Genomic DNA, 25,701 nt, shown 5'->3' with positions numbered 1-25,701 from the left:
GTCTGCCTGTGAGACGCGAAACTTGTCAACCTTGAAATTGCAGCCAGGCTATCAACGTGGCGGCGTGTCATCAAACAGAAAGGGAAAGACCGCTTTCATTCCTCTCACCTTAAAGCGTCCGGTCACCTGCTTGCGCTGTTCTGGCGTCAGTAACCTGAACATCATCTCCCAGATATCTTCAGGCTCCGCTTCCTGTAAGGAAATGGGTTCTGGCGTCGGTTCCTCTCCGCTGTCGTCCAGATAACGATGAACATAAAGAGGGAAAACAGATATATGAAACTCCTCGGCCTTTGATTTAACACGCTTACGCCTGACCCCCTCTTTCCCTTCGCTGTACTTATACAAACGTTCGCGAACCGCAGGCTCGCTTCCCGGAAACCCCGGTAAGCCAAGACATTCCTTAACCGTGAACCATTCCTTTGCCATCGGTTTCTTTCCTTTCCCCTGATGAAATAAAAATATTTCTTCTTTTTCGCGAAATTTTGCTTTCTTTCTGGCACTATTCTCAGAGTGAAAAAGAAAGTAACTTTCTTTTTATCACGCTAATTTTTACCTTAAAAATATCGGTGCCGATAACACATCTTCTTAGGATTACAGAATGGAACCAAAAAGCCAGGACTGGCATCGTGCAGATATTAAAAGTGCACTTGAAAAAAGAGGTATTACGCTCAGAGATCTTTCTCGTCAGGCTGGTGTGCGGAATTTACCCGAAAGGCAATTCAGGCGGGCGGTATCACGCTGGGGCATACATATCATGCGAAAGATTATGGCCCAATGTTAAGAAGCGCCGGATTCACCGCTATTGGTACCTATGAAATGCCGCGCGAGGGTGACGTCATTATTATTCAACCTTACGCTGGCGGAAACCCGAGCGGTCACATGGCGATATACGATGGCGCAGAGTGGTATTCAGATTTTAAACAACGCGATATGTGGGCCGGCCCGGGCTACCGGGCAGCCAGGCCCTCATATACCATCTACAGGAAGAATTAATGAAAACGTTCTCCCTTGTCGCGCTTATCCTGTTGCTTTGTAGTTGCTCTGCGCCTCATCACGACAGTACGCAGGCCGTGAAGCAGTTCTATACCTCATGGATGACGACGTTCACGAACGATGTGAATACCCCTGACGACACCACCGCCTTAATGCAACGTTACGTTGCTAAAGAGGTTATTCATCGCCTGGCGCTAATACAGTCCCTTTATGAACAGGAGATTGTGGGGGCAGATTATTTTATGTATGCGCAGGACTATGCGCCAGAGTGGATTCCACAGTTACGGGTTGGGAAGGCACACCCTTTCCTCGGCGGAGAAAAAGTGGATGTTCTGTTGGGTACAGAGTCAACGCCCATCCACCTGGAAGTTTATACCCGTTGGGAAGAGGGACGCTGGAAAATTTACCGCGTTCGGGATGCTGACAGGGGTTATGAACAGCCGATTTATGACGCAGGCGCCATCACCCAGGCTGAGGCCTGGTCAGCGAAAGTCGCGCCGGAATATAAGAAGCATTAAAAAAGGGAACCGCCATCGGTCTCTTGTTCGTACCGGAGAGGTTAAAGCGCCTCTTGCATCAGGCGCTTATTCCGTCGCTGAAAACAGTAAGCCGAAAATAACCCAGGCATTATTTAAAATATGAAGTATTATCGGTATCATTAGCCCACGGCTTCTCATTCGAACAACGCATAATATCGATGAAAACACAAACAGATAAACAAAAGTCACCGCAAAGAGATATTGTGTATGCATAATTGCAAAAGCGAGTGAGGTAATAATAATACCGGAAACTCTCGAGTACCGACCCCAACCGATACTGCTGTTTAATAAAAACCCTCTGAATATAATTTCCTCCGCCACAGGAGCCAGAAAGCACATCGCCAGCGTGTTAAGAAATTTATGAAGAAAAAATTGCCTTGATAACTCGGCCATCCAGGGTTCCGGGCCACTAAAAGCATTGTAGAGAACGGTAAGGCACACCAGGGCCAGCGCCGGAAAAAAACATTCCACAAATGATAAGCGGCCCAATGATAAAAACGGATAATACTTTGAATAAATACTCCAGGCGGCAATCGCATAGACAAAAACAATACTATATATAAAAGGCGCAGCCAGACCTCCCAAATAAAGCCAGGCATAGGAAGGCGAAAATGAGGCAAAAACAAAAATGCCAAGCAAACCAAATAAAACAGCCACACAACTCAAACTATGCCTAATTTTATCTAATGTATTAGTTGGCATTTATAGAATATCCATATAATTTGTTGTTCCCTGAATGAAAAAACAGGTCGCATTAGCGACCTGTTTCATTATTGATACTACAACGTAATAGTCAGGCTTACAACTTACGCATCACCAGCGTGGCGTTGGTGCCGCCAAAACCGAAGCTGTTAGACATTACAGTAGTCAGTTCACGCTCGGTCGTTTCGGTCACGATGTCCAGACCCGCGGCCTGCTCATCCAGCTCTTCGATGTTGATACTCGGCGCGATAAAACCGTGCTCCAGCATCAGCAGAGAGTAGATAGCTTCCTGCACGCCTGCGGCACCCAGCGAGTGGCCGGTCATCGCTTTGGTTGCAGAAATTGCCGGGCTGTTATCGCCAAACACTTCACGGATTGCACCGAGTTCTTTCACGTCGCCTACCGGAGTAGAGGTACCGTGAGAGTTCAGGTAGTCGATCGGCGTGTCTACGCCGTGCATCGCCATTTGCATGCAACGTACTGCGCCTTCACCAGACGGAGCAACCATGTCTGCGCCATCGGATGTTGCGCCGTAACCGACGATTTCCGCATAGATATGCGCGCCGCGCGCCAGAGCGTGTTCCAGCTCTTCGACAACAACCATACCGCCACCGCCCGCGATGACAAACCCATCACGGTGCGCATCATAGGTACGGGACGCTTTTTCAGGCGTATCGTTATATTTGGTGGACAGTGCGCCCATCGCATCGAACTCACAGGCCATTTCCCAGCACAGCTCTTCGCCGCCGCCAGCAAAAACGATGTCCTGTTTGCCCAGTTGGATCTGTTCAACCGCATTGCCGATACAGTGTGCGGAGGTCGCGCAAGCGGAGCTAATGGAGTAGTTCACGCCATAAATTTTAAACGGCGTAGCGAGGCAGGCGGAAACGCCGGATGCCATTGCTTTCGTCACCACATACGGGCCCACGGCTTTCAGACCACGCGGGCTACGCATGGCGTCTGCGCCAAAGACCTGGAATTTCGGGGAGCCGCCGCCGGAACCTGCAATCAGGCCGACACGCGGGTTATTTTGATAGACTTCCGGCGCCAGACCGGCGTCGGCCACTGCCTGCTCCATAGACAGATAAGCATAGATGGAGGCGTCGCTCATAAAGCGCACGACTTTGCGGTCAATGAGGCCAGTGGTATCCAGTTTTACGTTGCCCCATACCTGGCTACGCATGCCGGCGTCCTTCAGCTCCTGAGAGAAAGTGATCCCTGAACGTCCTTCACGCAGAGATGCCAGGACTTCCTGCTGGTTATTACCGATGCTGGAAACGATGCCCAGGCCAGTAATCACTGCACGTTTCATTCAATACCTCTGTAATTCGCACTATTTTTAAGTTTCGATTGGCACAATAGCGTACACTTGTACGCCGAACAAGTCCGATCAGCCATTTAGTACGGAAATTTGCGCCATCAGGCACACATCGTTAAGATCGCGATACCGCCCGTCAGACGAGTAACTTACGTGAAACAATACGCCATACAACCCGCCACACTCGAATTTAACGCTGAGGGTACACCTGTTTCCCGAGATTTTGATGATGTCTATTTTTCTAATGACAATGGACTCGAAGAGACACGCTACGTTTTTCTTGGCGGCAATCGTCTTGCGGAGCGATTTCCCGTACATTCACATCCATTATTTATAGTCGCGGAAAGCGGTTTTGGCACCGGACTCAACTTCCTGACGCTGTGGCAGGCGTTTGACGGCTTTCGTTCTGAGCATCCACAGGCGACGCTGCAAAGGTTACATTTCATCAGTTTTGAGAAATTCCCGTTAACGCGCGACGATCTGGCGCTGGCGCACCAATACTGGCCGGAGCTCGCGCCCTGGGCAGAGCAGCTGCAGGCGCAATGGCCGCTGCCGCTCCCGGGGTGCCACCGCCTATTGCTGGATCGGGGCCGGGTGACGCTGGATTTGTGGTTTGGCGATATTAATGAACTGACCGACCAACTGGACGCCACGCTGAATCAAACAGTCGACGCCTGGTTCCTCGACGGTTTTGCCCCGGCGAAAAATCCGGATATGTGGACGCCAAACCTGTTTAACGCGATGGCGCGGCTGGCGCGGCCCGGCGCAACGCTGGCGACGTTTACCTCGGCGGGCTTCGTTCGTCGGGGATTACAGGAAGCCGGTTTTACCATGCAAAAACGCAAAGGCTTCGGACGTAAACGCGAGATGCTTTGCGGAGTGATGGAACAACACCTCATGCCGACCCTTTCCGCGCCCTGGTTTTACCGCAGCGGAAGCGAAAAACGTGAAACGGCGATCATTGGCGGCGGCATCGCCAGCGCGCTGTTATCACTGGCGTTACTGCGTCGCGGCTGGCAGGTGACGCTCTATTGCGCAGATGATCAGCCCGCCCAGGGCGCTTCCGGTAATAGACAGGGCGCGCTTTATCCGCTCCTTAGCAAACATGACGCCGCCATTAATCGCTTTTTCCCGACCGCATTCACCTTTGCCCGTCGCCTGTATGATGCCCTGCCCGTCTCTTTTGATCATGACTGGTGCGGCGTGACGCAGCTCGGATGGGATGAGAAAAGCCAGCAGAAAATTGCCCAGATGCTGTCCCTGGCGCTGCCCGCCGGACTGGCCTCGGCGCTCAATGCCGAAGAGGCGGAACAGGCGGTTGGCGTGACGACACGCTGCGGAGGAATTACCTATCCGGCAGGCGGCTGGCTGTGCCCGGAACAATTAACTCGCGCAGTCATCGCACTGGCGACTGAACAGGGTTTACAAACGCGCTTTCGCCATACGCTCACGTCGCTCGTTGCGCAGGAGTCGCGCTGGCAACTGCGCTTTACGTCAGGTGAAACCGTCAGCCATGAGACCGTCGTCCTGGTGAACGGCCATCAGATTAACCGTTTTGATCAGACCCAGCCGCTGCCGGTGTATGCCGTCGGGGGGCAGGTCAGCCATATTCCCACCACCCCCGCTCTCTCGGCGTTGCGTCAGGTGTTATGCTACGACGGCTATCTGACGCCGCAAAATCCGCATAATCAGCAGCACTGTATTGGTGCCAGCTATCACCGGGGCGACGAAAGCACCGTCTGGCGCGAAGAAGATCAGCGTCAGAACCGACAGCGTCTGCTTGACTGTTTTCCGGATGCGAACTGGGCCACAGAGGTTGACGTTAGCGGCAACAGCGCCCGTTGCGGCGTGCGTTGCGCCACCCGCGACCATCTGCCGATGGTGGGCAATGTCCCGGATTACCATGCCACGCTGACGCATTACGCCGATTTAGCCGATAATAAAACGTCGGCGGCGCCTGCACCTGTGTATCCGGGTTTATTTATGCTCGGCGCGCTGGGATCGCGCGGTTTGTGCTCAGCGCCATTATGCGCAGAAATTCTGGCGGCGCAGATGAGTAACGAGCCGATTCCACTGGATGCCAGTACGCTGGCGGCGTTAAATCCGAATCGGTTATGGGTGAGAAAGTTATTGAAGGGAAAAGCGGTGAAGTAATGGGCCAGTCAATAGCGGAAGGCGGCAAGCGTCGCCTTCCGGCCCACGGCGTTATTGTTTTGCCTTGTCGAACAAATTGTCCCACATCGCTTTGACTAACGCCTGATCGCGCGGCGACAGTTCGCCGGCGCCGATCGCTTTTTCCAGACTTTGGCTAACGTTGGCATAGACCGCCTCGACGGAGTGGTCATCACCGCTCTCCAGCTCGGCAATGGCTAACGTCAGGTGGCCACGCAGGTATCCACTGGCAAAAAGCTCATCGTCGCTGGCGTGCTCTACCATATCGTCAATTAATGCCAGAATGCGTGATTCAAACTCCGCGATCATCTTCTTTCCTCATTGTAAACGTGGCGCTGGCTTTAATTAAGCGCTTCCGGCCACGGGAACTGTTCCGCCTTAAGTTCGGGCGTGTGATAGTAATTCTGTAGCGCTTTGATGAAGCGGGCCGGACGTTCAGGAATGCCCTGCTCCAGATACGCCATTACCTGCGCATGAACCCTGCGCTGAAACGCCACGCGATCCGGCTCAATATCGCCTTCCAGATTGTCGCAACTGACGTTAAAGGGATACCCCGCCGCCACGCAAAACAACCAGTCGAAAGCCTGTGGCTTCACCTCCACGTCTTCGAATTGACTTTGGGTCTGCGCGTCGCGTCCATCCGGGCAGTACCAGTAACCAAAGTCAACCAGTTCGCGACGCGCCTTACCGGCGATACACCAGTGAGAAATCTCATGCAGCGCGCTGGCGTAAAACCCATGCGCAAAGACGATGCGGTGGTACGGTACCTGCGCGTCAGCAGGAAGATAGATCGGTTCGTCGTCGCCTTTAATCAGACGGGTATTAAATTCTTCGGCAAAGCAGCCGTTAAAAATCTCAATTAACTGTTCGTAATGGTGCGTATTGTTCATTAATTCATCCCCAACCAGTGGAGGATCTCCTGTCCGTGGCTATCATAAAGTAACCTGGCGCTCATTACCGCCGAGACAATAACGATCATCGGTCTGATAAGCTTTTGGCCTTTGCTCAACACCAGACGCGACCCCATTCGCGCCCCTAAAAACTGACCAACCAGCATCACGAAGCCCGTCGCCCAGATCACTTTGCCGCCGATGATAAATAACAGCAGGCCGCCAACGTTGGAGGTAGCGTTAAGCACTTTGGCATGTGCCGTGGATTTCGCCAGGTTATAGCCACATAAGGTGACAAACGCCAGAGCGTAAAACGACCCGGCGGCAGGCCCGAAAAAGCCGTCGTAAAACCCGACGCATCCCCCGGCTATCAGCGCGAACGGCAATCCATACAGGCGGCGCTGGCGATCTTCCTCGCCCAGCTTCGGCATCAATAAAAAATAGAGGCCGATGAAAATCACCAGGATGGGCAAGATCTGGCGCAAAATATCCGCCTGCACGTGCTGCACCAGCAGCGCGCCGCTCATCGAGCCAATGAACGTCATCAGAATATTGAGCTTTTGCTCGGCCAGGTTTACCACTTTACGGCGAATAAAATAGAGCGAAGATGAGAGGGAGCCGCCGCACGCCTGTAATTTATTGGTCGCCAGCGCGTTTGCCGGCGACATCCCGGCGGCCATCAGCGCAGGGATAGTGAGCAGCCCTCCGCCCCCGGCGATAGAATCGATAAATCCTGCCAGTACGGCGACAAAAAACAGCACCACCAGCAGCAGCGGGGAGACCATAAACAGATCATAAAAATTGTCCATCAGAGTACATGCTCATCCAGTAGCGCCTGGCAGGAAGGCGGCAGCGGCGGCGGTGTCTTCTTCTCAGGCTTTGTGGTGCCAGGTTTTGGCGGTTCGAACCAGCTTTGCAGTTCAGCGCCGCATCCATCGCCCGGCGGGGGTAAAGGTTGATCTTCGCACTCCAGGCTGTCGGCAGGGCAGCGTAAACGCACGTGCATATGCGCGCGATGCTGGAACCAGGGGCGTACTTTACGTAGCCAGTCACGATCGTTTCCGGCATCGAGGCAAAGCTGTTGTTTAATAGCCGGATTGACGAAAATACGGGTGACGTCATTGTCTTGTGCCGCCAGTTTGATCAGACTGGCGATATCCGACGACCAGCGCGACGGCACGACATGTTTACCGTCGCGGGACACCAGATCTAACGCCTGCGGGCGTAATAGCTGCGCCTGGCTCCAGCGCGTTTTCGGCAACTGCAAGAAAATATCCACATCAAGCCCGGTCTGATGACTGGCGTGTCCGCCATTAAAGCGGCCTCCGGCAGGCATCCCCATGTCGCCTATCAGGACGGTTCCGAGCCCCCGTTGCTGCGCCTGATGACTCAACCGCTGGATAAACATAACCAAGTCCGGGTGGCCGAAATAACGGCGCTGATCGGTGCGCATCACCTGATAATTATCGGACTGTACCGGCAACGTGTCGGCGCCAATGATGCATCCGTTGGCAAAGCTACCGATAGACTGGGCGGCGCCGGGGACAGGATGGGTTATTTTCTGCCACGGCGTCGCCGCCAGGCTGGCGCTACTGACAAACCATGCCAGCAGCGCAATCGCGGTTTTTTTCATTTCTTACCAGCGTGGAATCTCTGTCTTTACATCCGCATTCTGTGCCCGATGGCGCAGCAGGTGATCCATCAGCACGATCGCCAGCATGGCTTCTGCGATCGGCACTGCGCGAATCCCCACACACGGATCGTGGCGCCCTTTGGTGATCATTTCGACTTCTTCACCCATCCGGTTGATCGTACGTCCCGGCACGGTAATGCTGGAGGTAGGTTTCAGCGCCATATGCGCCACAATGTGTTGCCCGCTACTGATGCCACCGAGGATGCCGCCAGCGTGGTTGCTCTGAAAACCCTGCGCCGTGATTTCATCGCGATTCTGGCTGCCGCGCAGCGCCACCACGTTAAATCCTTCGCCGATCTCCACGCCTTTCACCGCATTGATGCTCATCAGCGCATGGGCGATGTCCGCATCCAGTCGGTCAAAAACCGGTTCGCCAAGCCCTGCCGGCACGCCGCTCGCCATCACCGTCACTTTCGCGCCGATGGAGTCACCCTCTTTTTTCAGCGCGCGCATCAGTTCGTCCAGCGCGTCAAGTTTGTCCGCATCGGGACAAAAGAACGGATTAAGCTCAACCTGACGCCAGTCTTTAATCTCCAGCGGAATGTCGCCCATCTGGGTCAGGCAGCCGCGGATTTCGATGCCGAACTTTTCCGCCAGGTATTTCTTGGCAATCGCCCCTGCCGCTACGCGCATCGCGGTTTCACGCGCGGAAGAACGTCCACCGCCACGGTAATCGCGCAGGCCGTATTTCTGCTCATAGGTGTAATCCGCGTGTCCCGGACGAAAAACATCTTTAATCGCGCTGTAGTCCTGCGAGCGCTGATCGGTGTTTTCAATCAGCAGGCCAATGCTGGTGCCGGTCGTCACGCCATCAAACACGCCGGAGAGAATTTTTACCTGATCCGGTTCGCGGCGCTGGGTAGTATAGCGCGAGGTGCCAGGGCGGCGTCTGTCGAGATCGTGCTGCAGATCGGCCTCCGTCAACGGGATGCCGGGCGGCACGCCATCGACGATACACCCAAGCGCCAGCCCGTGTGATTCGCCGAAAGTGGTTACGCGAAAGAGTTGTCCAATTGTGTTTCCTGCCATCACGGCTCCGTTATCGTTGTTGTCGTTCGCGTGTTTTAATCTTTATAAATATTGAAATGTTCACGGGCCGCGAGCAACTGCGCTTTGGTCAACATAAAGACGCCATCGCCGCCGTTGTCAAACTCCAGCCAGGTGAACGGCACATCCGGATACTGCTCCATCAGATGTACCATGCTGTTTCCGACTTCACAAATCAGAACGCCGTCATCGGACAGATAATCCGGCGCATTCCCCAGGATACGACGGGTCAATTTGAGGCCGTCAGTGCCGGACGCCAGCCCCAGCTCAGGTTCGTGGCGATATTCGTTCGGCAGATCGGACATATCCTCCGCATCGACATAAGGCGGGTTAGTGACAATCAGATCGTACTGAACTTTCGGCAGATCGCGGAACAGATCGGAACGGATTGGCGTCACGTGATGGATAAGACCGTGTTCTTCAATGTTATGCTCGGCGACAGCCAGCGCATCCGGCGAAATATCGACCGCATCAACCTCTGAGTCCGGGAAAGCATAAGCACAGGCGATGGCGATGCAGCCGCTGCCGGTACACATATCCAGAATATATTTCGGCTGTTGGCTAATAAGGCCGGCGAAGTGGTTATTAATCAGCTCGCCAATGGGCGAACGCGGCACCAGCACGCGCTCATCGACATAAAATTCGTGGCCGCAGAACCAGGCTTTATTGGTCAGGTAGGCGACCGGGATACGCTCGTTAATGCGACGAATCACTCGCTCGACAATGCGGTGTTTTTCGCTGGACGTCAGCCGCGCGGTCCGCATATCTTCCGGAATATCCAGCGGCAGATAAAGAGACGGCAACACCAGTTGCACCGCTTCATCCCACGGGTTATCGGTACCGTGTCCATACCAGATATTCGCCGCGCTAAAGCGGCTTACCGCCCAGCGCAACATGTCCTGAATGGTATGCAGTTCACTTACTGCTTCATCGACGAAAATTTTATCCACGTATTCCTCCAGGGCATGCTCGCATTAAATTCGGCGGCTAGTTTGCCACGAAGACAGGGATAAATCAGCATTGACGCGGCGGGAGAATACGAAAAATCCGTTTTGACCGTTCGGATATCCTCCGGGTCGGGTAAACTAAGGCAAAAGATCAGACGAGACCCACGAATGAAAAAGAAAACATCGCTCAGCGAGGAGGACCAGGCGCTGTTCCGTCAGCTGATGGTCGGCACCCGAAAGATTAAACAGGATACTATCGTCCATCGGCCACTGCGCAAGAAAATCACGGAAGTCCCTACCCGAAGGTTAATTCAGGAACAGGCGGACGCCAGCCACTATTTTTCTGATGAGTTCCAGCCGCTGCTCAATACGGAAGGGCCGGTAAAGTATGTCCGTGAAGATGTCAGCCATTTCGAGCTAAAAAAAATGCGTCGCGGCGACTATTCGCCGGAACTGTTTCTGGATTTACACGGCTTAACGCAGCTTCAGGCCAAGCAGGAACTGGGGGCGCTAATTGCCGCCTGCCGTCGGGAACATATTTTTTGCGCCTGCGTCATGCATGGACACGGTAAACATATTCTGAAACAGCAAACGCCGTTATGGCTGGCGCAGCATCCGCATGTGATGGCCTTTCATCAGGCGCCGAAAGAGTACGGCGGCGACGCCGCGCTGCTGGTGTTGATTGAAGTGGAAGAGTGGCAACCGCCCGAATTACCCTGATGCGGAATTGCCGGATGGCGGCGCAAGCGCCTTATCCAGCCTACGAACAGCCAACGCTGTCGTAGGCCTGATAAGCGAAGCGCCATCAGGCAGCAAAGATTAAATCGCTTTCGCCATTTTCAGATTGCAGGGACTCATTTGCCAGTTGAATGTCCCCTTGCCGCTTTCATCAAGCGTAACGTTGGCAATTGCGGACGTCGTGAACATCGGCGGCGTTTCGCCCGGACAAAGCTCAGATACCAGGTATCCGACCAGAGGTAAGTGAGAGATCACCAGCACCGATCCGATCTCTTCATTGGCCAGCGCCTGGAGGTAGGCGCTGACCAGACCGACATCGCCACAGGGCGTTAGCTCCGGCAGGACATCCACCTGAGCCGGCAGATTCATACAATCGCCGACCACATCTAACGTCTGTTCGGCCCGAAGAAACGGACTCACCAGAACACGTTCGATATCCACTTTTTGACCTTTCAGCCAGTTCGCCATCAGGCGAGACTCGTCACACCCACAAGGGGTCAAGGGACGAACCGAATCACTGGCGGCATCGAGGGCTGCGTCGCCGTGACGCATGATAAAAACTTGCATATTGCACCGCTTTTGTTAACCAGTTTCACCAACACGCTTACCACATGCCCCTATTGGCTGCGGCAAAAATGCGGTGGCCGGCATTGTGCCTTATCCATTCACTGAATGAAACGCTGTTTTTTACCTCAATGGCGTAAGTATAGTCAATCCTTGATTATTATTTCGCCACTAAGGAGGCATTCAGTGCGGATTCATATTCTCTTTGACCTCAATTTCCCTGGTCAGTTTCCCCATTCGTCCAGAAATGTTCCCTGCGCTCCGCCATGCGCACTAATTGTTCACAAGGCGCGTAACGAGGACCGTAAAGTGCGGCCAGGCGCTGTAATGTCGCCACCATTTCACCCGGCCCGAGAGCATCCATATAGCGGAACGGGCCACCGAGAAACGGCGGAAAACCGATACCAAACACGGCGCCAATATCGCCATCGCGCGCGCTGCGAATCACTTTTTCGTCGAAACAGCGCGCCGCTTCGTTAAGCATTAACATGACACAGCGATCTGCCACCTGCTGCGCAGACAGTCGACTCTGCCCTTGCACGCCAATAAGCTTATAAATAGCAGGGTCAACCTGTTTTTTGCTTTTACGCCCTTTTTCGCCATAAAGATAGAAACCGCGACCATTTTTTCTACCTTTGCGATCGTCATTCAAAATTGAAGCGACAACATTTGCAGGCGCGCTAAAACGTTCTCCATACGCCGCCTCAAGCACAGGAATAATTTTAGTGCCCGTGTCGATTCCTACCTCATCCAAAAGTTGGATTGGCCCCACCGGAAAACCAAATTTTACCAGGGCGGCGTCAATATGTTCGACGCGTTCGCCTTCAGTCAGCATCCGAATCGCCTCATTGATATACGGCGCAAGAATTCGGTTAACATAAAACCCGGCTTTATCACTGACGACTATCGGGGTTTTACCCTGTTTTTTCGCCAGCTTAACGGTCGTGGCGATGGTCTGCGCGGAAGTAGACGCATGAGGAATAACCTCAACCAGCGGCATTTTTTCGACCGGGCTAAAAAAGTGCAATCCAATCACCTGTTCCGGTCTGGCCGCATTCGCCGCAATATCGCCAATCGGCAGGGAAGAAGTATTGGAGGCAAAAATGGTGTGAGCAGCGCAATTTTGCTCCACTTCCGCCACCATCTGTTGTTTTAACGGCAGATCTTCAAACACCGCTTCAATGACCAGATCACGATGACTGAAACCACGGTAATCGGTCGAACCTGATATCAACGCCAACTGTTTATCGCGTTCGCTGGCTTTGATATGGCGGCGGCGTACTTTTGTTTCAAGCAGATCCCAGCTGTACTTCAGAGCATGATTGATCCCCTGAGTATTTATATCCTTAATTCGTACTGGCAAGCCGCCTTTACAGGCCGTAACCCAGGCGATACCGCCGCCCATTAACCCGCCGCCTAAGATGCCCACGCTGTTCAGCGGGCCGGGCGGCGCATCGCTACCGGGATCTTTTTTCACCTCGGTACTGGCAAAGAAAATAGCGCGCAGCGCCTGCGATTGAGGCGTCATCGCCAGCTCGCCGAAAGCGCGCGCTTCCGCGTCATAGCCGCTACTGCTGCCCTGCGCCAGTCCAGTTTCAATCACATCAATGATCCGCTCCGTCGCCGGATAATTACCCTGCGTTTTTTGCGCCGTCTTTTTACGCACCAGGCGAAATAACAGCGCGCGTCCCAACGGCCCCGCCAGGATACGTTCCCGGACCGGTAATGTCCGCTGCGCCAGACGTTCTTTTTTAGCCAGCTCGACAGCCGCTTCCAGTAAAATAGTTTGCGGCACCACATCATCAACCAGCCCGGCTCTAAGCGCCTGTCTGGCGCGAAGCTGTTTACCTGTCAGGATCATATCCAGCGCGGTACTGACCCCCACCAGCCGCGGAAGTCGCTGCGTTCCGCCCGATCCCGGTAAAAGCCCTAACTGTACCTCCGGCAGTCCGAGAACGGTTTTAACGTCGTCGGTACAGATGCGCCGATGGCAGGCCAGCGCCATTTCAAGGCCGCCCCCCAGGCAGGCGCCGTGAATGGCGGCGATAACCGGAACAGGCAATGCCTGGATCTCCGCCATCAGTTGTTGCCCCTGACGCGCCAGCGTTTCCGCTTCCTGCGCGTTTTGGCAGTGGCCTATCATGTTGATATCAGCGCCAGCAATAAAGTTATCTGCTTTGGCTGAGATAAAAACAACGCCCTGCAACGCTTTATTTTCCCGGATTTGCTTCAGGATGGCGCGTACCTGCGCGGCAAACTCCGCTTTCAGGGTGTTCACCTTTTCTCCAGGGACATCAATAGCGACAACCGCGACATTATCCAGACGCACGTTAAGCATAAAAGCTGATGTGGTAGTCATTATTCCGCCTCCAGAACCATCGCCGCGCCAAGACCGCCAGCCGCGCAGGCCGTGACCAGGCCAAAACCTCCGCCCCGACGCCGTAATTCATGCAACGTTTGGGTTATCATCCGCGCGCCCGTTGCGGCAAAAGGATGCCCGTAGGCGATTGAGCCGCCGAGCACGTTGAATTTAGCGTCATCCACCTCCCCTGTCGCCTGCGCACGACCAAGCACCTCACGGGCAAATCGTTCGCTGCCCAGCAGTTGTAAGTTCGCCAGAGTCTGGGCGGCAAACGCTTCATGCATGTCAAAAAGCGTCAGATCGGCCATCGTCAACCCGGCCCGCTCCAGCGCCAGCGGCGTTGACCAGGCCGGCCCCAATAGCATGTCCTGCCAGACATCAATAGCGGTAAAGGCGTAGCTGCGCAGATAACCAAGCGGGTGCAGCCCCAGCTCTTTAGCGCGGGATTCGGTCATCAGAATAACGGCGGCAGCGCCGTCGGTCAGCGGTGTACTATTGGCGGCGGTCACGGAGCCATGTTTTCTGTCAAAAGCGGGACGCAGTTTAGCGTAGTCCGCCAGCGTGGAGGTGCCGCGAATGTTGTTGTCTTCTGCAAAGGGGTTTTTATACGGCGGCACATAGGTCGTCATCACTTCTTCCGCCAGTTTACCCTCCGCCCATGCCTGCGCGGCGCGCTGATGTGAACGATGCGCCAGCGCGTCCTGCTGTTCACGCGTAATACCATACGTTTTCGCCATCTGTTCGGCGGTATCGCCCATGCGCAGACCGGTGGAATACTCAGCAACGGCGGGAGGAACGGGCAGCAGGTCGCGTAAGCGCAGACGAGAAAAAAGCGTCAGCCGTTGGCGGGTCGTCCGGGCTTTATTGACATCAACCAGTACCCGCGCCAGGGCTTTACTCACGCCTATTGGCAGTACCGACGACGAATCTGCGCCGCCAGCGATACCCGCGCGTATCGTGCCGGCCATCAGGCTTTCCGCCACATTCGCTACCGCCTGAAAACTGGTGGCGCAGGCGCGGCTTACGCTATAGGCATCGGTATGAACATTCATCCCCGTACCCAGCACAATTTCGCGCGCAATATTGGGGGCTTCCGGCATTTGTACTACCTGACCAAAAACCAGTTGCTCAATGGCATCGGCTGGAATTTCACTGCGCGCCAGCAGCTCGCCTACCACCATCTTGCCGAGATCAACAGCGGGAATACCATGAAATGCAGTGGCCTGACGAGCGAAGGGGGTTCGTAACCCACTGACAATAGCAATGCGATCGCCCTGACGGGTGACCAACGGTAAAGCCTGACGCATAGTACTCCCCTGTAAAAAAATAAATTAGTGGTCTGACCTGATCACAGTCTTAACCAATTTTTTACATTTAGCCAAGCAGAGAGAAAAGAAAGTGGGAGCTAAGGCACAGTGAAGGGAAGCGACAAAAAAAGAAAACGCCTCCGCCAGATGATGACGGAGGCGTCGTGAATGAACGGATTAACGCAGGCCGAGCTGGAAGATCAGCGTTTCTGCTTCGCAGGCGAAAACAAAATCAATATCCAGACGAACGCCTTCGGATTCCTCGGTAAAGGTTGGCGTAATTTGGCAAGGTTCAGACTCCACGCTACGCGCTTTTTCGGTTAACGCCGCCAGCGTCTCTTCAGCCTCTGCGCGGGTAGCGAATACGCGGCTGTATGACGCGGTGCAATCGGAGTTGTCCATGATGGTTCCAACGTCCATACAGCAGCAAACCGGGGTTTCATCAGCACTGCATTTACTCATTGTAGATTTCCTCTGTATTTGCACCCAGGGTGCCAGATAAACGATGGGGATATTTTACGCTCCCGGCATTCGCCTCTCCAGTCGTTAATGGTGGGAAACGCGTTAAGTGACCGAAATCACACTTAAAAATGATCTAAAACAAAAATCACGCGATCGGGTGACCGTTAAGCCCGCCGATTTTGCCAGCCAGATCTCGTTTCTAAGATCACAATTGAAAAAACTTATAAACATACTTGCAACATTCTAGCTGGTCAGACCTATACTCTCGCCACTGGTCTGATTTCTAAGTCGTACCGCAGACCCTACACTTCGCGCTCCTGTTACAGCATGTAACATAGTTTGTATAAAAATAATCAATGAGGTTATGGTCATGAGCCAGAAAACCCTGTTTACAAAGTCTGCTCTCGCAGTCGCAGTGGCAATCATCTCCACCCAAGCCTGGTCTGCAGGCTTTCAGTTAAACGAATTTTCTTCCTCTGGCCTTGGCCGGGCCTATTCGGGTGAAGGCGCAATCGCAGATGATGCGGGTAACGTTAGCCGCAACCCGGCGTTAATTACTATGTTTGACCGCCCGACGTTTTCAGCGGGCGCGGTTTATATTGATCCTGATGTTAATATTAGCGGGACATCGCCATCTCGTCGGACGTTAGATGCGGATAACATCGCGCCGACGGCCTGGGTGCCGAACGTCCATTTTGTCGCCCCGATTAACGATCAGTTTGGCTGGGGAGCTTCTATTACCTCTAACTATGGTCTGGCGACAGAGTTTAACGACACATACGCCGGCGGCTCGGTTGGCGGTACGACCGATCTTGAAACCATGAACCTGAATTTAAGCGGCGCTTATCGCTTAAATGAGGCCTGGAGCTTCGGCCTCGGCTTTGATGCGGTATACGCGCGCGCGAAAATCGAACGTTTTGCGGGCGATTTAGGCCAGTTGGTCGCGGCACAGAATCCGGCGCTGGCGCCGGTCGCGGGTCGGATTCCCAGCGATACCAAGATTGCCCACCTGAACGGTAATCAGTGGGGCTTTGGCTGGAATGCCGGGATCCTTTATGAACTGGATAAAAATAACCGCTACGCGCTGACCTACCGCTCGGAAGTCAAAATTGACTTTAAAGGCAACTACAGTAGCGATCTTCCCATCGCTATAAACCAATTTAATCTGCCCATCCCAACGGCAACCGGCGGCGCGACGCAGTCAGGCTACCTGACGCTGAATCTGCCGGAAATGTGGGAAGTGTCCGGTTATAACCGTGTGGCGCCACAGTGGGCCATCCACTATAGCCTGGCCTATACCAGCTGGAGTCAGTTCCAGGAATTGAAGGCAAAATCGACCGCCGGCGATACGCTCTTTGAGAAGCATGAAGGCTTTAAAGACGCTTATCGCATTGCGTTGGGTACCACCTATTACTACGATGACAACTGGACGTTCCGTACCGGTATCGCCTTCGATGACAGCCCGGTACCAGCGCAAAACCGTTCTATCTCTATTCCGGACCAGGACCGTTTCTGGCTGAGCGCCGGTACGACTTACGCCTTTAACAAAGATGCGTCTGTCGACGTTGGCGTCTCTTATATGCATGGTCAGAGCGTGAAAATTAATGAAGGCCCTTATCAGTTTGAATCTGAAGGGAAAGCCTGGCTGTTCGGTACTAACTTTAACTACGCGTTCTAATCTCTTTCTGAAACGGATCAAAAAGGTGAGCATTGCGCTCACCTTTTTATTTACTGCCGTTTATTCCGAGTCGATCTCTTTGAGTTCGTCCTGAATCGCCTGCGCGTTCGGGTTTTCCTGCGGCTTGAGTTTTCCGCCATTGGCGATAAAGTCATGACGCTGGAAGTACGCCTCGCGCACCATAATATAAGGATCGGAAGACTGGCGCAGCAAACCATCGGAGTCCAGCAACTGCGCGCGGGTTTCTATCCCTTCGATAGTCCATTTTCCTATGGACATTGGCCAGGTCAACCACGAGAGCACCGGATACAAGGTATCCGCCATATCCCCGCCATCTTCACGCAGCGTGAAGCTGCCGTAGAACGGAAGTTGCATATAAGGCCCATACCCCACGCCATAATGGCCCAGCGTACTGCCAAAGCGATGCGGTTCAACGCGCTGCAGCTTAGGATTCGCCATTCCCGCGACGTCAATAAAGCCGCCCATCCCTAATAAGGTATTCAGGAAGAAACGGGTGAAATGCACCATACCCTGATAAGGATCGCCCTGCAGGAAATAGTTCACCATGATCGCCGGTTCTTCGAGGTTACCGGTGAAATTACTTAAACCGTTACGCGCAGGCTGTGGAACATAATCACGCCAGGCGACCGCGACCGGCCGAACAACATACGGGTCCAGCACATTAAAGTTGAAGTTGTACATGGTGCGGTTAAACCCTTCAAATGGGTCTGAACGCCCCTGCTGTTCTGTACCGGAACTCGCACACCCGACCAGCAGTGTGGTTCCCAGCGCCAGCGCCGACAGGCGAAGCTTCATAGATGTCTCCCTGTGAATTATGGCTATCGCTGATTGCCATCCATGACGGAACGCTACCGTATCCGCCTGTTTAGGTGTGAGCGATTTTAACAGCACGTCAAACGATGTCTATATGCGCGATCTCATTGCTCTGAGCATAGCCTGGTAACGCAACAACGTGACGGCCCTATTCTAACGAAACAGATAAAAACGAGCGTGATCATTTTTATTTTTTCGGAGAATGCCCCGGCCTGGGTAAATGAAAAACCGCTACGCTTTATTAATATGTGTTAATCAGCAGAGATCATCATGGATAGCCTTAACGACGATAAAATTAACCGGCACAGCAGTGACCTGGAAGTTGAAAGCGAAGAAAAACAAAGCGGTAAAGAGATTGAAGTGGATGAAGATCGTCTTCCTTCCCGCGCCATGGCGATTCATGAACATATTCGCCAGGATGGTGAAAAAGAAATGGAACGCGATGCGATGGCTTTGCTCTGGTCAGCCATTGCCGCAGGACTTTCTATGGGGGCATCACTCCTGGCGAAAGGGATTTTCCACGTGCAGCTTGAAGGCGTTCCGGGCGGCTTTTTACTGGAAAATCTCGGCTATACCTTTGGTTTTATCATTGTCATCATGGCCCGCCAGCAATTATTTACTGAAAATACCGTTACTGCCGTATTGCCGGTAATGCAAAATCCCACTCTGAGTAACGTTGGCCTGCTGATGCGCTTATGGGGCGTAGTCTTATTGGGCAACCTTATTGGCACCGGGGTTGCGGCGTGGGCATTTGAATATATGCCTATATTTGATGAAGAGACCCGCGACGCCTTTGTCAAAATTGGTATGGAGGTCATGAAAAATAGCCCAACGGAGATGTTTGCCAACGCGATTATCTCTGGCTGGATCATCGCCACAATGGTATGGATGTTTCCTGCTGCAGGCGGGGCAAAAATTGTGGTCATTATTTTGATGACCTGGCTTATCGCGCTGGGCGATACCACCCATATTGTCGTCGGTTCCGTTGAAATTTTGTATTTGGTTTTCAACGGCACGCTGCCCTGGAGCGACTTTCTCTGGCCCTTCGCCCTTCCCACACTTGCCGGAAATATCTGCGGCGGCACCTTTATTTTCGCATTGATGAGCCACGCGCAGATCCGCAACGATATGAGCAATAAGCGTAAGGAAGAAGCGAGGCTACGCGGCGAGCGCCTGGAACGGGAGCGGAAAAAAGCGGAAAAACAGCGCTGAGTGGCGACGGTTTAACCAGTCAGGCGGCGCTACACTTACTCCGGCGAATAAAAAACGCTATACTGGCGGCGCGTTGTCCCCTTAGTTAAATGGATATAACGAGCCCCTCCTAAGGGCTAGTTGCAGGTTCGATTCCTGCAGGGGACACCATTGATACCCAGGACATTCTCTTCTTGCTGCATAACCTTTCGAGCGGTCCCCTTTCATGTTGCTTTTATTGCCCCTATGCAATATCACCGGACATGCCATACGTTCAGCAAAAAGTCGTCATCGGCCGGTTATGACCGATGACATCCTGATGTGGTCTAGAAGCGGTACTGCAACCCCGCGGTAACCGTATAGTTATTATTAGCTATACCTGCGGCATCGCCACCAAAATAAGCCGTATCACCGCTGGTTTTATCTATGATTTGCGTACCGCCCTTACCTTCTTCATATTTACTGTAAGCAAACTCAGCAAAGATTTTTGCATTACTGGTAATATAATATCCGGCGTCAATAGAAGCGCCATAATATCGTGAATTTTCCGTTTTTTCACGGAAGGTAAGTTTGCGCATGTAGTGTTCGTCATTATCATGCGCATTTACCCAGTCGCTGTATTTTAACAGTACATTACACTCAAAGTCATTAATACGATAATCACCCGCCAGCCCGATATAGGGCATTTCGAAACGCTGGCTATAACCTATGCCGCGCACGCCATGAGGAAAATTACCAATATACCGACCATTATCATAAATATAAGACCCGCCTCTTGCCGTCCAGCTAAAACGGGTTTCCTGATAGCCCGCTGTTACGCCCGCCTTGTAGTTATCGCCCTGCAATAACCAACCTTTCACGTTCAAATCGTATTCATTAGCATAGTTGGCGCTGGTGTCCGGATGAATTGAACGATCGGTCCAGCCAGGCTGCTCACTGCTCATCCAGTCATGGTCAACCATATGACCCGATCCCGACGCCAAAGACGTCCAGCCGCGGGCGTCCAGCGTCATGAACGAATAGGGTTCCCATGATAAATCCCCCTGCAACGTGGCGACATTTTTTATTTTCCAGTCCAGTTGACTCAGCTTCCGCCCGGTATCGGTATCATAAACCAGCTCCCTGGATTTACCATTTAACACCCCCACAGAAAGGGATGTCGTGACGCTCTCAGGAGAGACGTCCGGAATAAATAAGGTAGACTCCGCATAAGCCGACTCAGAAAATACGGCGATCATCATTACTGCAATAGCATGTTTTTTCATTTCTCTTGTCCTCATATTCAGATGTAATCTGGAGAGGTAATGAAGTTTTCATCTTGTCAAATCGTCGGACAAGAGTACATTTATTATGCCAGAGAAATTGACGCATTTTTACTTTATATTGAAGTTAAGAAATAGAATTCGATGCTCAGGAGAATAATAAGCAAGCTATAATCATGATGGAATGATTTACCATTACGGTGATGCGGCGTTATCTGGCTAACGACATCGTTGCTGATGTTGTCAGCCAGATTGAAAGTAACTGTAATATCAGAATTTATAATGCTCTTTACTTAAACCATATTTTTTCATGCGCAGATAAAGTTTTTTACGGGGAATTTGCAGGTACTCCGCCACTTCATTAATTCGTCCCTGATGAATATTTAATGCTTCGGTAATAATTTGTCGCTCATACTCTTCAACGCGCCGGTCAAGCGGGGTCGGCTCCTGAAGAAGCAACTGCGGGTTGACCGTTTCCGCCAGCGGCAGCACGCCAACAGCAAAAAGCTCTGCCGCATTAGCCAGTTCGCGCACATTGCTTGGCCAGGCGCGTCGCATTATTCCTTTCAGTAATTCCCCCGCTATTTCCGGCACGGGATGATTGAGTCGCAGGCAGGCTTTTCGAAGATAATGGCGAAATAACGGCTCGATATCATCCGGTCGCTGAGAAAGAGACTGGCAGGCGATTTGGGTCATGGCGAAACAGTAGTAAAGCTCGGCCGCAATCTGGTTAGCTGCCGCCTGCTCCACCAGCGAAGCGCTGCCAACGCCCACCAAACGAAAAGGCCGATGCTCCAGGCTTTGTAAACGCGCCAGATGGTGCTGCTGTTCGCGTGTCAGATATTCGGGATGACTCAACACCAGCGTACCTCCTTGCGCCTGGTCGATGAATGTCTCCAACTGCCCGGCATTCTCCGGCGTGAGTTCATAGCGTACAAACGGCCCTTTCGCGTTACGCCCCAGTTGATGGAGATAACGGGCGCCAGTCATACGTCCAGTGCCATGCTCACCGTAAAACCATACGGCAATGTCCGTTTCCGCCAGTTGTTGTAACCGTTGTCGAAACTGATTCATCCACTCGCTGCGCCCAATCAGTTCAACCTGTAACGTCTGCTGGCAATATTGCCGCCGTGCAATGACCGACCGGCGCTGGCGTAGCGCGTCTTCAATTAATATCAACAGCTTGCCCGGATCGACGGGTTTTTGCAGAAAATCCCAGGCGCCCTTTTTCACCGCATCAACCGCCATCGGTACATCGCCATGTCCGGTAATCAATAAGATTGGCAGTTGATCGTCATCCTGATGAAACAGCGTCATAAGATCGATACCGGAACACCCCGGCATACATACATCGCTCAAAACGATCCCCTCCCAATCCGCTTTTACCCACTCTTTGGCCTCGAAAGGATGGGTAAAGCCACGCACGCGGTAGCCTGCCTGCTCAAGCATTTGGGTATAGGCGTCAAGTACATCAACGTCATCATCAATCAGCAAAATAGAACATTCATCATTCAACATCATCGACATCCGTTACCGAGAATTGCAGCACCACGCAAGCGTTACGCGTCAGCGTCGACGCCAGACGCAGGTCGCCCTTCATTTGCGCCATCAGCGACACGCTAATCGACAGCCCAATACCCAATCCGACAGCTTTACTGGTAGTAAATGGCTTGAGTAAAGAGGGCAACAGCGCCACAGGCCAGCCAGGGCCGTTATCTGCAATATAAACCTCCAGCGCCTCTCCCTGCGTCTGCCACGTCACCGCGATCGCCGCATCATGCGAACAGGCGTCAAGCGCATTCGCCAGTACATTCACCAGAACCTGCTGAATACGCACTTCATCGCCGCTAACCCATACGGTGTCGGTTGGCAGTGAAAGCGCTCCCTGCCGGGATTGGTGGCGCATGGCCAATAACTCCCATGCCGCCACGAAAGTTTGGCGCAGATCAACGGGATACAATGGCGTTTCCAGCTCCGCCCGGCGGGTAAACTGCCGCAGCGAACGGATGATGGCGTCAATCCGGTTAATGAGCCCTTCCGCTTTGGTGAGAGTATTTCTCGCCTGTCCGCTCTGACCTTGTTCAATCGCGCGTCCCGCCGTAAATAAATACATTGAAAGCGCATTCAGCGGCTGGTTAATTTCATGCGCCAGCGTGGTCATGGTCTGGCCGACTACCGCCAGTTTCGCCGTCTGAATCAACTCATCCTGCATGGCGCGCAGGTCGGCTTCTATCTCTTTGCGCTCGGCGACCTCTTGTTCAAGCTGCCTGCGTTGCATATTGAGCTGGCCCAGCGTATGACGTAGCAAACGGGCTATCCGTCCTAGCTCATCGCGCCCGTAAACCGGGATAGTCGAGTCGGTTCTCCCCAGCCCTATCTGTACCACAGCCTGATTAAGCGCGGTAAAACGCTTTACCAGCCGGGAACGGATAAAATAGTGGTTGAGTCCCCAGGCCAGCAACAACGCCAGGAGCGTCGCCACTAAAATAAGCCCGCCGCTAACGCGGACAATCTGTTCCAGGCGTTGATTGAACGTCTGCATTTGCTGGTGACTACTACCTAACTGCGCCTCAAGCAGCGTGCGAAAGCGCCCTAGCGTAGCCTCTCTGGCGCGGCTGGCGTCCAGTAAGGCTTTTTGCGCCGCAACATAATCGCGCATGGTATCGGGCATCTTATTTTTTACCATCCCGATTTCCAATAGTTCGTCGATGGTTTGCCGCAGCGTGATCGTACTGGGCCAGTCATCGAGCGCACGAATATTCTCATCCGCCGTTTTTTTTAGGTTTTCCAGATAGCGAATATGGGTCTCCACCAGCATCCCGTCATTATTGCCGGACTTGAGCTCATTCAATCTGTCGCGCAGGTCGTCAACAATCTGATTTTCAATTCGCGCCAGGGTATATACCTGTTGCTGCTCGTTCTGCACCTCGCGCGAACGTTGCAAGTACTGCGCTGCATCGCCCTGATTCGCCTCAATTTGATCGAGCAGAGTCCCCTGCTGCCAGGTAAAATCCTGTACCAGCGAATTTAGCTCCGTGGTGAAATCATCATGGAGCCAGTCAATACGAGCGGAAAGCTCGCTGACTTTCTCCCGCACCAAAAACATGTTGTAGAGGGCGTTGTCCAGCTCCGCCAGCAAGGTCCGGCTATCCTGTAAAATGACGGACAGTTGCCGGCGCTCAGCAAGCTGAAGCCCCTGACTGAGACGCTCAATCTTATCCAGATGCTGAATAATCTGCGTACGTAACTGCAAACGTACCGTCGTGTTCGGCGCCAACAAAAATTCATTGAGTTGATCCACGGCCAGATTCAGGTTCCCCTCAATTAAAAAAGCGGAATGGATGCGAGGGAAATATTCATCAAGCGAATAGCGAACCTGCGAACTTTGCTCATGCCAGGAATAAAGGCTGACCATACTGACAATCAGCGTCAGTAATGCGCCCGTTAAAAATGCACCCCGTAAACTGTTGCTGATACTGAGCTGACGAAGCCGTTGCAATAATCTCCCCTTCATTTCAGCTCTTCCAGTTTGTGAATCGCCAGCCGCTGATTGTTCAGAAACCAGATCTGCCACTCCATCATTTTTTGTTCGGCAAAGCTTTTATTATCAAACTGCGCCAGCCAGGTTTCATCTTCGCTGCTTGCCGCATCCACCGGGACGCTGGTCAATAAGGCTCTGATTTCAGGTAAGGGGCGTTTAAGCCGCGTTTCTGCGCTGTGCAACGCTCGCCATGCATCTTTAAGCTGCGCGAGACGAAAACTGATCGCGGTATCAAACATGCGTTGTACCAGTTGCTGACGCTTCAGGATCAGACGATAGTTCAACGGCGGCTGGGCCATCAAACGCTGTTGTTGCGCGGCGCGAGGATTATCGGCGCTAAGCGGTGCGACGGGATACTTACCGGTATTCGCGTCAGCCAGTATCCTTTGCCCTTTCGGACTTAATAAGTAATGAATAAAAGCACGCGCTTCGTCTGCATGACGGCTGTTTTTCAACACCGCGACGTAAGTGGGCGACACCGCAGAATACGGGAAATAGGTAAAAGCAAGATTAGGATCGTTAAGTAGCAAATTAGCATAGTTATCAATGACCGGCCCGGCAACGCCAAGCCCGCTTTTGATTTTATCCGCTACGCCGAAACTGCGAGAGGAAATCGTGACCAAATTACCCGAGATTGCCAGCAGCGTCGCCCACCCTGCCGTCCAGCCTTTTTGCTGCAACAGCGACTCCACCATCAAATGATTGGTGTCTGAGCGTGACGGACTGCTCATTAATAGAGCGCCCTGGTAACTGGGCAGGCCCATATCCTGCCAGTCGGCAGGCGGCGGAAGATGGCGCGCAGCGAGCGCTGAACGATTGATCAATAGCCCAAATCCGGATACCGCTACCGCCACTGAAGTTGAGCGGATAGAACGCGGCACCAGCTTCTGGCTGGCGGCAGGCGCGCTATCTAATAGCGCCAGCTTTTGGTGCTCCTGAAGGTGTTGCAACAGCATGGGGGATGACGTCAGGATCAGATCGACATTTTCCGCATTCGCCGTATCAAGTAATTGCTCTAAAGAACCGCTGGTGCGGTTGAGCGTACGAATCATGACGGAACCCGGCTCCGTCTGCCAGCGCTGGATAATCCAGGCGGTCGCGCTGGGTGAAAAGGTCGTTGCCATCACCAGCTCGCGGCTGTACGCTTGGCAAGAACCGAACATCGCCGCCAGCCATAGCGTAAAAGCGCCCACTCTGGCGAAACGACCACAGCATGAGAAAAGTCGATTTGTGATCCCGTTCATAAATATCGATATCACATAAAGAAAATATTGAGACAAAACTTACCCTTTTATTTCTGTTGGCATCCAGAACAGCGTTATTTGAATAATAACGGGTCCGTCGCTCGAAAACATCAATAAAGCGTATCAGATTACTGGCAGCAAATTTGTTAATATCCGCACATGCTAACGATAAAACGGCCATGCCAATAATTAAAGTTTCACCACACCCTTCAGGATG

The 25,701-nt window shown here is 52.9% G+C and carries 23 protein-coding genes, 1 tRNA gene and 2 pseudogenes; 8 read left to right on the top strand and 18 right to left on the bottom strand.

Features of this window, described 5'->3' with window-relative positions; translation table 11 throughout:
- Window positions 1–51 precede the first annotated feature (51 nt).
- Window positions 52–426: a hypothetical protein gene (locus tag LDB27_RS06755; protein WP_001051266.1), complete on the bottom strand. Its 375-nt coding sequence runs from the start codon at window positions 424–426 to the stop codon at window positions 52–54.
- A 172-nt stretch (window positions 427–598) separates the two neighbouring features.
- Between LDB27_RS06755 and LDB27_RS06750 the strand changes: the two are divergent.
- From LDB27_RS06750 to LDB27_RS06740, 3 genes and pseudogenes are all read left to right on the top strand, one after another.
- Window positions 599–730 (top strand): annotated as a pseudogene (locus tag LDB27_RS06750) (helix-turn-helix domain-containing protein); the annotation flags it as partial.
- A pseudogene (locus LDB27_RS06745) lies at window positions 676–993 on the top strand (hypothetical protein); the annotation flags it as partial. The pseudogenes LDB27_RS06750 and LDB27_RS06745, both read left to right, overlap by 55 nt.
- Window positions 993–1,511 (top strand): YbjP/YqhG family protein, encoded by a 519-nt coding sequence (locus tag LDB27_RS06740; RefSeq protein WP_000847542.1) that lies wholly within the window; start codon window positions 993–995, stop codon window positions 1,509–1,511. The pseudogene LDB27_RS06745 and the gene LDB27_RS06740, both read left to right, overlap by 1 nt.
- A 66-nt stretch (window positions 1,512–1,577) precedes the next feature.
- Here LDB27_RS06740 and LDB27_RS06735 read toward each other — a convergent pair whose 3' ends face one another.
- Complete coding sequence (locus LDB27_RS06735) at window positions 1,578–2,234, bottom strand: CPBP family intramembrane glutamic endopeptidase (RefSeq protein ID WP_001142914.1); 657 nt, start codon at window positions 2,232–2,234, stop codon at window positions 1,578–1,580.
- Window positions 2,235–2,331: 97 nt separating this feature from the next.
- Window positions 2,332–3,546, bottom strand: a complete 1,215-nt coding sequence (gene fabB / locus LDB27_RS06730) for a beta-ketoacyl-ACP synthase I (protein WP_000817159.1) — start codon at window positions 3,544–3,546, stop codon at window positions 2,332–2,334.
- 159 nt (window positions 3,547–3,705) lie between these two features.
- Here fabB and mnmC point away from each other — a divergent pair, with 159 nt between their 5' ends.
- Complete coding sequence (gene mnmC, locus LDB27_RS06725) at window positions 3,706–5,706, top strand: bifunctional tRNA (5-methylaminomethyl-2-thiouridine)(34)-methyltransferase MnmD/FAD-dependent 5-carboxymethylaminomethyl-2-thiouridine(34) oxidoreductase MnmC (protein ID WP_000816076.1); 2,001 nt, start codon at window positions 3,706–3,708, stop codon at window positions 5,704–5,706.
- Window positions 5,707–5,757: 51 nt separating this feature from the next.
- On the opposite strand, the gene LDB27_RS06720 is transcribed toward mnmC, so the two are convergent.
- From LDB27_RS06720 to prmB, 6 genes are read right to left on the bottom strand one after another with little or no spacing between them, the layout of a single operon-like run.
- Window positions 5,758–6,033: a YfcL family protein gene (locus LDB27_RS06720; RefSeq protein WP_000559749.1), complete on the bottom strand. Its 276-nt coding sequence runs from the start codon at window positions 6,031–6,033 to the stop codon at window positions 5,758–5,760.
- 32 nt (window positions 6,034–6,065) lie between these two features.
- Window positions 6,066–6,614: an elongation factor P hydroxylase gene (locus LDB27_RS06715; protein WP_001066345.1), complete on the bottom strand. Its 549-nt coding sequence runs from the start codon at window positions 6,612–6,614 to the stop codon at window positions 6,066–6,068.
- Window positions 6,614–7,423, bottom strand: a complete 810-nt coding sequence (locus LDB27_RS06710) for a sulfite exporter TauE/SafE family protein (protein WP_000368599.1) — start codon at window positions 7,421–7,423, stop codon at window positions 6,614–6,616. The genes LDB27_RS06715 and LDB27_RS06710 overlap by 1 nt, the downstream gene beginning before the upstream one ends.
- On the bottom strand, window positions 7,423–8,247 hold the full coding sequence (gene mepA / locus LDB27_RS06705; protein WP_000750428.1) for a penicillin-insensitive murein endopeptidase: 825 nt from the start codon (window positions 8,245–8,247) through the stop codon (window positions 7,423–7,425). Before mepA ends, LDB27_RS06710 begins: the two co-directional genes overlap by 1 nt.
- A 3-nt stretch (window positions 8,248–8,250) precedes the next feature.
- Complete coding sequence (aroC, locus tag LDB27_RS06700; RefSeq protein WP_000918457.1) at window positions 8,251–9,336, bottom strand: chorismate synthase; 1,086 nt, start codon at window positions 9,334–9,336, stop codon at window positions 8,251–8,253.
- Between the two features lie 35 nt (window positions 9,337–9,371).
- The gene (prmB, locus tag LDB27_RS06695; RefSeq protein ID WP_001542449.1) at window positions 9,372–10,304 is read right to left on the bottom strand and encodes a 50S ribosomal protein L3 N(5)-glutamine methyltransferase; all 933 of its coding nucleotides are present in this window, start codon (window positions 10,302–10,304) and stop codon (window positions 9,372–9,374) included.
- Window positions 10,305–10,469: 165 nt separating this feature from the next.
- On the opposite strand from prmB, the gene smrB reads away from it, so the two are divergent.
- Complete coding sequence (smrB, locus tag LDB27_RS06690; protein WP_000730794.1) at window positions 10,470–11,021, top strand: endonuclease SmrB; 552 nt, start codon at window positions 10,470–10,472, stop codon at window positions 11,019–11,021.
- A gap of 99 nt (window positions 11,022–11,120) precedes the next feature.
- Here the strand turns inward: smrB and sixA are convergent, their stop codons facing one another.
- The 4 genes from sixA to LDB27_RS06670 form a co-directional block, all read right to left on the bottom strand.
- Window positions 11,121–11,606: a phosphohistidine phosphatase SixA gene (gene sixA, locus LDB27_RS06685; RefSeq protein WP_001195800.1), complete on the bottom strand. Its 486-nt coding sequence runs from the start codon at window positions 11,604–11,606 to the stop codon at window positions 11,121–11,123.
- Between the two features lie 208 nt (window positions 11,607–11,814).
- Window positions 11,815–13,962 (bottom strand): fatty acid oxidation complex subunit alpha FadJ, encoded by a 2,148-nt coding sequence (gene fadJ / locus LDB27_RS06680; RefSeq protein WP_000214151.1) that lies wholly within the window; start codon window positions 13,960–13,962, stop codon window positions 11,815–11,817.
- Window positions 13,962–15,272, bottom strand: a complete 1,311-nt coding sequence (gene fadI, locus LDB27_RS06675) for an acetyl-CoA C-acyltransferase FadI (protein ID WP_001248130.1) — start codon at window positions 15,270–15,272, stop codon at window positions 13,962–13,964. Before fadI ends, fadJ begins: the two co-directional genes overlap by 1 nt.
- 177 nt (window positions 15,273–15,449) lie before the next feature.
- Window positions 15,450–15,734: a YfcZ/YiiS family protein gene (locus LDB27_RS06670; RefSeq protein ID WP_000030904.1), complete on the bottom strand. Its 285-nt coding sequence runs from the start codon at window positions 15,732–15,734 to the stop codon at window positions 15,450–15,452.
- Between the two features lie 370 nt (window positions 15,735–16,104).
- Between LDB27_RS06670 and fadL the strand changes: the two genes are divergently transcribed.
- Entirely contained in the window at window positions 16,105–17,412 is a 1,308-nt protein-coding gene (fadL, locus tag LDB27_RS06665; RefSeq protein WP_001549822.1) for a long-chain fatty acid transporter FadL, read from the top strand.
- Window positions 17,413–17,472: 60 nt separating this feature from the next.
- On the opposite strand, the gene mlaA is transcribed toward fadL, so the two are convergent.
- Window positions 17,473–18,228, bottom strand: coding sequence for a phospholipid-binding lipoprotein MlaA (gene mlaA, locus LDB27_RS06660; protein ID WP_000776787.1), 756 nt, complete (start codon window positions 18,226–18,228; stop codon window positions 17,473–17,475).
- Window positions 18,229–18,516: 288 nt separating this feature from the next.
- Here mlaA and LDB27_RS06655 point away from each other — a divergent pair, with 288 nt between their 5' ends.
- The gene (locus tag LDB27_RS06655; protein WP_000377772.1) at window positions 18,517–19,458 is read left to right on the top strand and encodes a formate/nitrite transporter family protein; all 942 of its coding nucleotides are present in this window, start codon (window positions 18,517–18,519) and stop codon (window positions 19,456–19,458) included.
- Window positions 19,459–19,533: 75 nt separating this feature from the next.
- A tRNA-Arg gene (locus tag LDB27_RS06650) sits at window positions 19,534–19,608 on the top strand.
- Between the two features lie 155 nt (window positions 19,609–19,763).
- On the opposite strand, the gene pgtE is transcribed toward LDB27_RS06650, so the two are convergent.
- From pgtE to pgtC, 4 genes are all read right to left on the bottom strand, one after another.
- Window positions 19,764–20,702, bottom strand: coding sequence for an omptin family outer membrane protease PgtE (gene pgtE / locus LDB27_RS06645; protein ID WP_000716003.1), 939 nt, complete (start codon window positions 20,700–20,702; stop codon window positions 19,764–19,766).
- 267 nt (window positions 20,703–20,969) lie between these two features.
- Window positions 20,970–22,217: a two-component system response regulator PgtA gene (pgtA, locus tag LDB27_RS06640; RefSeq protein WP_000930843.1), complete on the bottom strand. Its 1,248-nt coding sequence runs from the start codon at window positions 22,215–22,217 to the stop codon at window positions 20,970–20,972.
- Window positions 22,207–24,213 carry a two-component system sensor histidine kinase PgtB gene (gene pgtB, locus LDB27_RS06635; protein ID WP_000678501.1) on the bottom strand — a complete coding sequence of 669 codons (2,007 nt, stop codon included), beginning with the start codon at window positions 24,211–24,213 and terminating at the stop codon, window positions 22,207–22,209. Before pgtB ends, pgtA begins: the two co-directional genes overlap by 11 nt.
- Window positions 24,210–25,403: a phosphoglycerate transport regulator PgtC gene (gene pgtC, locus LDB27_RS06630; RefSeq protein ID WP_000467983.1), complete on the bottom strand. Its 1,194-nt coding sequence runs from the start codon at window positions 25,401–25,403 to the stop codon at window positions 24,210–24,212. The genes pgtB and pgtC overlap by 4 nt, the downstream gene beginning before the upstream one ends.
- Window positions 25,404–25,701 lie beyond the last annotated feature (298 nt).

Source organism: Salmonella sp. JXY0409-18 (assembly GCF_020268625.1).
Taxonomy (GTDB): Bacteria; Pseudomonadota; Gammaproteobacteria; order Enterobacterales; family Enterobacteriaceae; genus Salmonella; species Salmonella enterica.
The sequence above is the reverse complement of the archived record's forward strand: the minus strand, read 5'-3'. Positions and strand labels throughout refer to the sequence as shown.